Below are 9,958 nucleotides of genomic sequence, written 5' to 3' on the forward strand. Positions count from 1 at the left end.
AAACTCTGCCTTTATTTGCTTTTGCATCATGATGAATCATTGATAATGGCTTGAGACACTAAAGCTAATGTAGTAAGTGTTTAATTATATTATTTTTAATGCAAGGGTAAACGCTTTCAAATATTTTTAACTTTAACGCTGTTTTACACTTAGCCACATAAAATAAATAGGTGGTGAAATGTTAAATATAAATTTAAAAATTACAGCGCTAGCAATAGTTATTGCTAGCTTGTCTACCTCAACTTTGGCTGGTGATGAAATAGATCCTAGAAGTGAGCAATACGCGAAAAAATTTCCAAAGCAGTATAAAACATGGAAAAAGACCATTGTTCAAGATAAGAAGATTGATGAAGTAAAAGCAAACCCAAATCTTGCCGTATTGTGGGCTGGTTATGCATTTTCTAGGGATTATGACACTCCGAGAGGGCATCAATATGCGGTCACAGATCTACGTGGTACGTTAAGAGTTGGTAGTCCAGATGCAGACCATAAAGATCTGCAACCTATGGCGTGTTGGTCATGTAAAGGTCCAGACGTTCCCAGGTTAATTACCGAGCAAGGGGAGGATGGGTTCTTTAATAATACTTGGAGTTCAGCAGGTCCAGAAATAGTGAATACTATTGGTTGTCAGGATTGTCATGAACCGGGTTCGTCTAAGCTTCGTGTATCCAGACCTTTTGCACAACGTGCAATGGATAAGATAGGTAAAGAGTGGGACAGTGCATCGAAAACTGACAGAAAAGCTATGGTATGTGGCCAGTGTCACGTTGAATACTACTTTGAGAAGGACAGTAAAAAAGCTGCCTTCCCTTGGGATAATGGTGTCGAAGCCGACAAGGTGGAAGAGTTCTTCGACTCTATAGATTTTGTTGATTGGACACATCAAATCTCAAAAACACCAATGCTTAAAGCACAGCATCCAGATTACGAGACATGGAGTTCTGGCGTGCACGGCCAAAACGATGTCACTTGTATCGATTGTCATATGCCTAAAATTACCAATGATAAGGGACGAAAGTTTACTGACCATCAAGTCGGCAACCCGTTTGATCGCTTTGAGCAGGTTTGTGCTAATTGTCATGAACAGAGCAAAGAACAGATGTTAGACATTGTACAGAAGCGTCAAACAATGATTAATGAGCTTAAAGATCGGGTAGAAACTCAGTTAGTTCATGCCCATTTCGAAGCCGGTGCAGCTATTGAAGCCGGAGCGACAGACGCTGAATTGAAACCAATTCAAGATGATATTAGGAACGCCCAATGGCGCTGGGATCATGCTACAGCTTCGCATGGTATAGCAATGCATAATCCAGAAGAAGCGTTAAGGGTTCTAGGTACCGCGATTGATTTATCAGCTGATGCAAGGGTGAAGCTGGCTCGATTACTCGGCACTATGGGGGTCAAACAGCCTGTAGTTATTCCTGATATATCAACTAAAGAAAAAGCACAAAAAGCTATAGGCTTAGATATGGATAAGTTAGAAGCCGAAAAAGCTAACTTTTCGAAAACTATTCTGCCCAAGTGGGATAAAGAAGCTAAAGAAAGAGAGGCAAAGCTTAATAAGTAAAAGATAAGTCCTATACGATAATGTCTTATCTTCATTACCCCACCGACAATAGTTGTTATCGTATAGGCATTAACAACATGCAAGCCCCGCAAGGGGCTTTAAAATAAGTGGACCCCGACTGGCACAGGGTAAAGCTTATTCCAGTCCCTATTTATTCCATGGTTGCAGTTACAGTATTAAATCCATCATAGACTAGTTGCCGCAAGCATAGGCATCTATCATTTGTTGCTCTAAATTCAGCTATATTTTTCTTTCTAATTAACTTTCCCTTTTACTCGTTCAAATAATACTTATTGACGAACTACTGGCTTGCGAATAGCTACTGGCTTTATGCAATGAATGTGGAACTTTATACTGCTGATTTATAATCGGTTGTTTCGGTTTTTACACCTCAAAAGTGACACTGTTTTTTGTGATATGCGCTACTGTAAACGGGTAACTCAAGGCTTTTAGGCGCTAGCTTTTATTAAGTGCAGATCCATTATCTCTAGTTAATATCAAAGTGCTAGTTCAACAGGCAATAAAAAAGACAGCTTATGCTGTCTTTTTTATTTTTATCATTGTTGATAAATATCTTATATAAAACTAATCTTCAAGAAAAACGGTTAGCTCCATATAGTTGGTTTGGTAATCCAGCACACTAATTTGATACTCTGTCATGCGATTTCTTTCGGCTATTAACTTACGCCATTCACTCAGAGTTTTAACTGAGTCGTATCCTCTAACACCAATTCGTAAATTAGGTAAGTTAAGTGAGTCAAACTTTGCATCTAAAGCTGATGGCAGCTTTAAATCTGGCATGCTACCCGATGCCCCGCCCCAAATAGCCCACTCGGCATGACCATCATCGGTATCCCCTGATAGAGTCAAATGAGTCATTGCTACATCGCCAACACTTGTAAAATCATATTGATAAGGAGCTTGCCCAGTAGATATTTCCGCTAATAATGCGTTAACTGAATCAACGAAGCCGTTTGTTGGATCCCAGAGTAAAATCGGAGAGGTGGTACCTTCGGATGTAACAAGATGTCGTGCTGAATTATAAGTTTTAGCGAGCTTATTACCCACGTACTCTTGACCATATATCGCCGGCCAAACATAACTTTTATTTGTTAATGTCGGATAAACAAATACCAAATCATTCTGGCTATAATTACGCCAACCTTCAAACGATAAAGCATATAAGTACCTTGCGTTATCAGGGTTAACGTAATCAACCGCTACACCTTCGTGATTAAAGTCGCTTAAGCCCAGTGTATATTGGGTTTGATTGCTCAAATCAATACTGCCAGCGAGACTGCTCTGACCATCAGCTGCAACCAATTGCACATCGATTGGCCCTGCACCATCACACCATTCTATTGCAGGAATGCTAGTCAATGGCATTAATTCGTAGCTATTCCCGCCCAGGTACAAAATACTGTCTGGTGCATCTGCTATAAGCGACTGTACTGGAAACTCGACTTGTTTACAGTTACAACCTTCTTCGTTGCTATCATCTCTAAAATAGGTAACACCTAAATCTCCAGCTTCAACGTCAACAGTAGAGTGCACTATGCGTTCAGGCTGGTCTTTATAATAGATATTATTTTCTGCGGTTAAGGTGATATGCCTAGCATTGCTTGGCCAGTCAACAGTAAGTGCGCCAGCACTATTTGTTACGTACTCAGCAATAATGTCCCCGGCATTATTGTGCACAAATACGTCAACACCTGACTTAGGTATTTCGATTCCACATTTATTACTAAGCACTGTATTTAAAGTGACTTGTGGCACATTTTCGCCCGATGCCTCACCATTCCCAGAGGAGTCACTTCCACCGCCACAAGCAGTTAAAATCAATGCGGAGACAGCTGTTAATGTCCATTTTTTTGTTGTCATATTTTCTTCCTGAATATGCTGAAATACACTAAATAATCAATTTTTTAGCTTGCTAAAATACGTTCCTTTAACGACTTTTTTTGGGCAAACTCTAATCAAGATGGTAGAGGTAAAGCTCAGATATAAGACTACTTATAAATGATTGAAGTTATATCGAACCTCTACGGTAATATCATTGACTTAGTCTCAAGTGAGCAATAATTAAATTGAGATCTTTGTTAGTGATATGTAAAATAACGCGTTCGCAACCCTACAGTTTTATCGCAAAAAAGTCTATGAGTAAGTGGGGGCGTTAGTCAACTTTGCTCTAGAGTTCGATGATTAATAGCTGGTATATAAGTTAAATTAAATCAATTGATTGATGATTTTTTATATGGAACTATAAGTGGTTAGTACACTGGCTAAACTGTAGCTCAGCAAGCAATAATAAGAAGGGATAAATGAAACGACTTATCAGCGCAATGCTTATGTGCTCTCTCGTCTCTTGTGCAAGCATTCCGGATATGCCGAATACTCTAGAAGAGCTGAAACTAACTGGTGTTTACTCAAACATCGCTTCAACAAGAGAATATAATGCTCTTGTATCTGATATTAATGACTACATGGGAATGTGTTTTAATTCATCAAATGGGGTTGTTATGAACGGTGTAAAACTGGGAGGGTCTTCATATTTTTATACCCAAATGGGTCTAGAAAATTCTACAGAATTTACAGGTTGGTTGCCTTCATCTGAAAAAGAGGCTAAATACGGCAGAATACCTAGAGTGTATGTGGAGGTAATGAATCAAGCTGATGGTGCTGAACTAGATATATTTACAGTCGGTCATATCATTGATGCACATGGAGATAATATTGTTGATATTGCGAAAGGAGATATCCCTACTAATTGTACTATGTGGAATTAATAGTAAGCTTTTCTTCATTCATCATAGACCCATCATTAATGTTAGTCGTCATTAATTAGAGTAAATAGCGTACTCGCCTAAGTATTTGAATTAATAGGGAATAGCGCTTTTACTTTAACCGCTTAGCGAAACTAATTGCTTTACTCTAACGCCCCGCATAAACACCCATTATTAATCGTATTAGCTACTTGCTATAGGATTGACAATGGGTGGTTATAGGTTGTGTTCTTTAGTTAGAGTCTGAATCGTTTTACTAGACCATCTAAATCATTTGCCATTGATTTAAGTGCTTCGCTAGAGTTTTCGATACTGGCTGAAGCCTGGGCGCTACTGTCGCTACTGTCACTAATATTCACCACATGCTGATTGATCTCATTGATCACCGCAGATTGCTCTTCCGTAGCGGCTGCGACTTGAATATTCAGTTCTGAAATATGCATAACATTAACGGCGATTTCCTCAAGGGCTTGATGGGTTCTTTGTGACGCCTCAACTCCCAGTTTTGCCTGCTCACGCCCTTCATGAACCGATGACACTGCTGCTTTAGCTCCATTTTGTAATTCAGTTATCATCTGATGAATTTCATCAGTAGAATCGCTAGTTCGCTTGGCAAGATTACGCACTTCATCGGCAACCACGGCAAAGCCTCGGCCTTGCTCACCCGCTCGTGCAGCTTCAATAGCCGCATTTAATGCCAGTAAGTTTGTTTGTTCTGAGATAGCCCTAATAACATCCAATACACTTGAAATAGCATCACTTTTTTCGGCTAAGGTTACAATATTAGTCGATACACTCTCCATGTTGGTGGCCATGTCATTAATGGTTGAGTTTGACTGTTCTACGACCGTTTGTGCCCGCTGTGCTTTTTGAGTGGCTTCGGTGGTTGATTGGGCGGCAACTGACGCATTACTGGCTATTTCAGCAATGGTGCTGCCCATTTCGTTAATCGCAACCGAGACTTGGTGGGCGCCGTCACGCTGAACCTCTGTGAGTTTTTTGGAGTGCTGCGCATCAGCATAGACTTGCTGCGACGCGCCATTAACATCTAGGGTGGTTGTCGCAAGCTCTTGGATGACATTTTTTAACTTGCCGATAAACGCATTAAAACCTTGTGCTAAGCGGCGCATCTCCTCGTTGCCATTTTCACTGAGACGTTGGGTTAAATCACCTTCGCCTTCACCCAACTCCTTAAAGGTATCGGCCAGTTGATTTATTGGGCGCACTAAGGTGTTAGCTAAATAAATACTGATAAGGGTAAATAATGCAGCAATTGCCATAAAGGTGATGATGATGTTATTGCGAGAGGTGTCTAGGCCCGCGTATAGCTCTTCCATAGGGACTTGTGCAATGATGTACCAGTCTAAACTTTCAATGTAACTTGATGCAATTAACTGTTTACCTAACATAACATGAGCGTAATTTTTTTCGCTAATCAGCTGGTTACTATTAATTGAAGGGTATATGTCGGCAATGGTCTTTTTAGACTTGTAATCAATACTCGGATGCACCTTGATGACACCGTTGCTATCGACGAGATAAACAAAGCCAGTTTGTTCTATTTTAAAGCTGTTGAGATAATCGACCATTTCATCGAATGACTTAGATACTCCAGCAACGCCGTAACCATTGGGTTGTTGGTAGTTAAAGTAAATATCAGTGGAGCCTTTGCTATCTTTATAGATGCTGCTGGATTCGGTTTTGCCACTGTTCTTGAAGTTAAAAAACCACTTCTCACGATCCGGATTGAATACCCGTAAAAACCCATTTATGTTCCAGTGCCTTTGCTGGTCGTAATCGGTAAATGAAACGTTGCTAAAGCCGTTATCACTGGCCGTTTGTGCCAAGTATTGGATGATATATGGTTCGCTTTCTGCACTAGCACCTTCATCAAGCCACATTTTGATCATGCTGTTTGACGCAATTGATTGAGCCATGACCTTCATTTGGTTGATTTCACCATCAATGGCGTTGCGAATACGCTGCAATAGGTTAGGCATGTCTGATTGCTCTAATCGAGTCGACAGTACATTCTTTGCACTCGTTTGGCCGACATAAGCCACTATGCTAGTTGATGCTACTACCGCCAGTAGCATGACGGTGATTAATTTATTTCGAATGGATAATGTCGACAGAAAACTCATGAATATTGACTCCTACACACTGGCAAACTAAAAGTGTGACTATGGGTTAGGTTACCCCTAATTTTAATTGTTAATTATATCGGCTCGAACGTTGAGATTGTGAGGTGTTAATGTGCGAATTTGTGAATTAAGTAGTCAAGTGTCCTGTGTTAAAGGTTTGTTTGCTTGTATTTTGAGCGAGTGCTTTATGAATGTTGCGCTATTGTTCTGTCGTTGCTTGTGTAGGCGTAGATTTTATAGCCAAGCAAGCCAATTATAGGCCGCCATTATTAATTGCCTATTTATCCGTTTGCTACTTTTGCTTTAGCTATTGCTGTAAATATTGCCGAGATAATAGCCAATGAATTGCTTGCTAATATTGCCGGTATTAAGTTACTGCGGCACTTGTCATGGGAACGTATGTCTTGACGGAATTCACAATTATTATTCACTTTGCCACAGCGAGTCATGCGATACGCGAAAAGTGCGAATAAATAGAAGCACTCATCATAGATATTCATCATTAACTGCTTTAATCGAATCATACATCTGTATCAATCTGCTGTATTCCACTCAAAAATAGTAGCCATTATTAAGTGTCAGTAAATGTTAATTTTGTGTGTGCAAAAGTTTGAATGATTGTTTGAATGGCGCTTGTGTCTTTGCAGTCTTTGGTAAAAAATATTTGGGCGACTTTATCGTTAAGTTGTTATTTTAAAATCAAAATTAAGACATCCGAAATAATAAAAGTATCCAGCAGCTATGACTGAGGGATTAACACAATAAAAAGGATATTTTAATGCGTCTAAATAAGTTAGTGCTAGCATTGGGAATGGCATCAACCGTTGCTCTAAGCGGTTGTGGCTATGACGAAACAGATAAAAGTGACTCGCTGTTTGTCCCCGAACCCACTCCAGAAGTGGTCCCACCGTTACAAGCTTTTGCCCCTGAAGGTCAGCTTAAAGCGCAAATTCGCCGCACTACTTATGGCGTGCCACACATTAAAGCTGATAACCTTGAAAGCTTAGGTTTTGGCAGTGGCTATGCCCAAGCGCAAGACAACTTATGCGTGCTTGCCGATGGCTTTATTAAAGCCAATTCAGAGCGCTCAATGTATTTTGGTCCTCATGCCTCACTTGATTTCACTACCGGTTTACCGACGGCTGAAGACAACGGCAACTTAATCTCTGACTTTGCCTATAAAGCACTAAAGATTCGTCAGAAAGCCGAAACCGAATACCCCAATTTTAGCTATAACTCACGCGCATTAATGGAAGGTTTTAGTGCTGGCTATAATCAGTTCCTAGCCGATGTTGAGGCTGGTAGCCAAACTGCAGAACCTTTTTGTGCTGGTCAGCCTTGGGTTAAACCTATTGATGGCGTAGACGTTGCAAACTATTTATTTTCGATTGCATTACTTCCCGGTGCGGCTAACTTCCTTGATTTAATTTTTTACGCAAACCCAGGAGATGGGCAAGAATACTTACCGCGTATAGTCGGTCCTGCGCCAACGCAAGCACAAACCGCCTTTATTCAAGATGTGAATAGTAAATTTGTCGCTTACCAAAACAGAATAACCACACCAGAAACTAACCCGAGAGATTTGGGGTCAAATGGCTGGGGCTTGGGTAAAGACAAAACGGCAAATGGTAAAGGTATGCTGCTGGGCAATCCACATTTTCCACATACGGGTAACTTGCGATTCTGGCAGTCGCACTTAACGATCCCGGGACATATCGACGTTATGGGGGGCTCGTTAGTGGGCATGCCCGCTGCAATCAATATTGGTTTTAACAAAGATGTCGCTTGGACGCATACCTTCTCTACCGCTGAGCATTTTGTGCTTTACAATCTAGAGCTCGTGAGTGGCGATCGTATGCAGTATCTGTTTGACGGCGAAACCATGCCTATCACCAAAGAGACGGTGCAAATTCTAGTCAACGGTGGCCCAGCAGGTATGTTGGTGGCAGAAAAAGATATCTACACTACGCCAAAAGGCCCAATTGCTGAAGCACCCGCCACGCAAGCACCATTTGGTTGGGATGATGGCCAAGCCTTTATGTTGCAAGATGCCAAGATGCCAAGATGCCAATATGGCTAACAAAGATCCTGTCGATCATTGGCTAGCCATGAACCGTGCCAGTAACAAAGCGGAGTTCCAACAAGCTTTTAAAGACTTCGATGGCGTAATTTTTAATAACACCATGTATGCCGATAAAGAGGGCAATACCTTCTACATTGATGACTCAACAGTACCGGGTTTATCTGGCATCGCTATTAGTCTACTAAAATCGAATCCAGACATCATTGCTGCGCGTCAGCAAGCGGGCTTTACCATCTTGCCGGGTAATACCACCATGTTTGCCTTTGATGAACCGATGGCCTACGAGTATGCGCCTAAGCTTGAACGTAGTGACTTTGTGCAAAACTCTAATAATTCATTTTGGTCAACCAATCTCGAAGCACCGCTTGAAGGTTACTCCGACATGTACGGCCCTGAGCGAGGCCAGCAATCACTGCGCACACGTATGGCACTTAAGCTCATGAGCGAAGCGGCAGGCGAAGATGGCAAGTTTACGATTGATGAATTAGAAGCTGCAGTTTTGGGTAATGATGTTTACCTAAACAGCTTGGTGCTGAGCGATCTAATTGGCCAGTGTGAAGCGCAAGGTGATAGCCCTGTTATGGTCAGTGCAACGCAATCAAAGGATATCTCGGCTGCTTGCGCTGCCCTTCAGCAGTGGAATGGTAAACAAGATAACGACAGTATTGGCGGGGCACTGGTGCGTGAATTTGCCCATCTATTTGACCAAGCAACTATGTTGACTGTGGCATTTGATTATGAAAATGCAGCAACAACGCCAAATACCTTAACCGCAGATGGCAGTGCGCTGGTGGTATTAGCCAAAGCAGCGTTGAATGTTGAAGCCGCTGGCTTTGATGTAGCAGCTGCAATGGGCACGGTGCAGTTTGTTGAAAAGTCTCTGCCAGATGGAACACCATCGGGGACTCAGTTACCTTGGCCTGGAACGCATAACGCTGAAGGTGGCTTTAACGTATTCTCAACCCGCTTATCAGGCGATGATACCCTAGTGCCACAACACAGCTATGCTGCAGTAATGGACGCAGTAACCGGTAAACCATTAGTATCTGGTTTGTCTGAGCAAGGTTATGGGATCCGTTATGGTTCAAGCTGGATTATGGCGGTGAGCTATACTGATGAAGGGCCTGTGGCTAAAGGTATACTGACTTACTCGCAATCGAGCAATATTATGAGTCCACAGTTTAATGACCAAAGTACGCTATATTCAACCAGTAAGCAGTTCCGTCCTTTGTTGTTTACTGAAACTGATATTGCCGCTGCAGTTGAATCAACCCTTGAGCTCAGTGCACAACAGCAATAAGCGCTTAAGTCATCTACTTAGGTTTTTGTTTTAGGGTTATGTTGTCTTTATTTGAATAAGCTTATATACATAAATCTAGAT

The 9,958-nt window shown here is 41.5% G+C and carries 4 protein-coding genes and 1 pseudogene; 3 read left to right on the forward strand and 2 right to left on the reverse strand.

What is annotated here, in order from left to right:
- The first annotated feature begins 178 nt into the window (after nt 1-178).
- Entirely contained in the window at nt 179-1,567 is a 1,389-nt protein-coding gene (gene nrfA, locus K5R16_RS20565) for an ammonia-forming cytochrome c nitrite reductase (protein WP_220740080.1), read from the forward strand.
- A 585-nt stretch (nt 1,568-2,152) separates the two neighbouring features.
- Here the strand turns inward: nrfA and K5R16_RS20570 are convergent.
- Nucleotides 2,153-3,448 (reverse strand): hypothetical protein, encoded by a 1,296-nt coding sequence (locus K5R16_RS20570; protein ID WP_220740082.1) that lies wholly within the window; start codon nt 3,446-3,448, stop codon nt 2,153-2,155.
- Between the two features lie 440 nt (nt 3,449-3,888).
- On the opposite strand from K5R16_RS20570, the gene K5R16_RS20575 reads away from it, so the two are divergent.
- Nucleotides 3,889-4,353, forward strand: a complete 465-nt coding sequence (locus K5R16_RS20575) for a hypothetical protein (protein ID WP_220740084.1) — start codon at nt 3,889-3,891, stop codon at nt 4,351-4,353.
- A 233-nt stretch (nt 4,354-4,586) separates the two neighbouring features.
- On the opposite strand, the gene K5R16_RS20580 is transcribed toward K5R16_RS20575, so the two are convergent.
- The gene (locus K5R16_RS20580; protein WP_220740086.1) at nt 4,587-6,494 is read right to left on the reverse strand and encodes a methyl-accepting chemotaxis protein; all 1,908 of its coding nucleotides are present in this window, start codon (nt 6,492-6,494) and stop codon (nt 4,587-4,589) included.
- Nucleotides 6,495-7,272: 778 nt separating this feature from the next.
- Between K5R16_RS20580 and K5R16_RS22630 the strand changes: the two are divergent.
- Nucleotides 7,273-9,877 (forward strand): annotated as a pseudogene (locus K5R16_RS22630) (acylase).
- Nucleotides 9,878-9,958: the final 81 nt, after the last annotated feature.

Source organism: Shewanella sp. c952 (assembly GCF_019654975.1).
GTDB lineage: Bacteria > Pseudomonadota > Gammaproteobacteria > Enterobacterales > Shewanellaceae > Shewanella.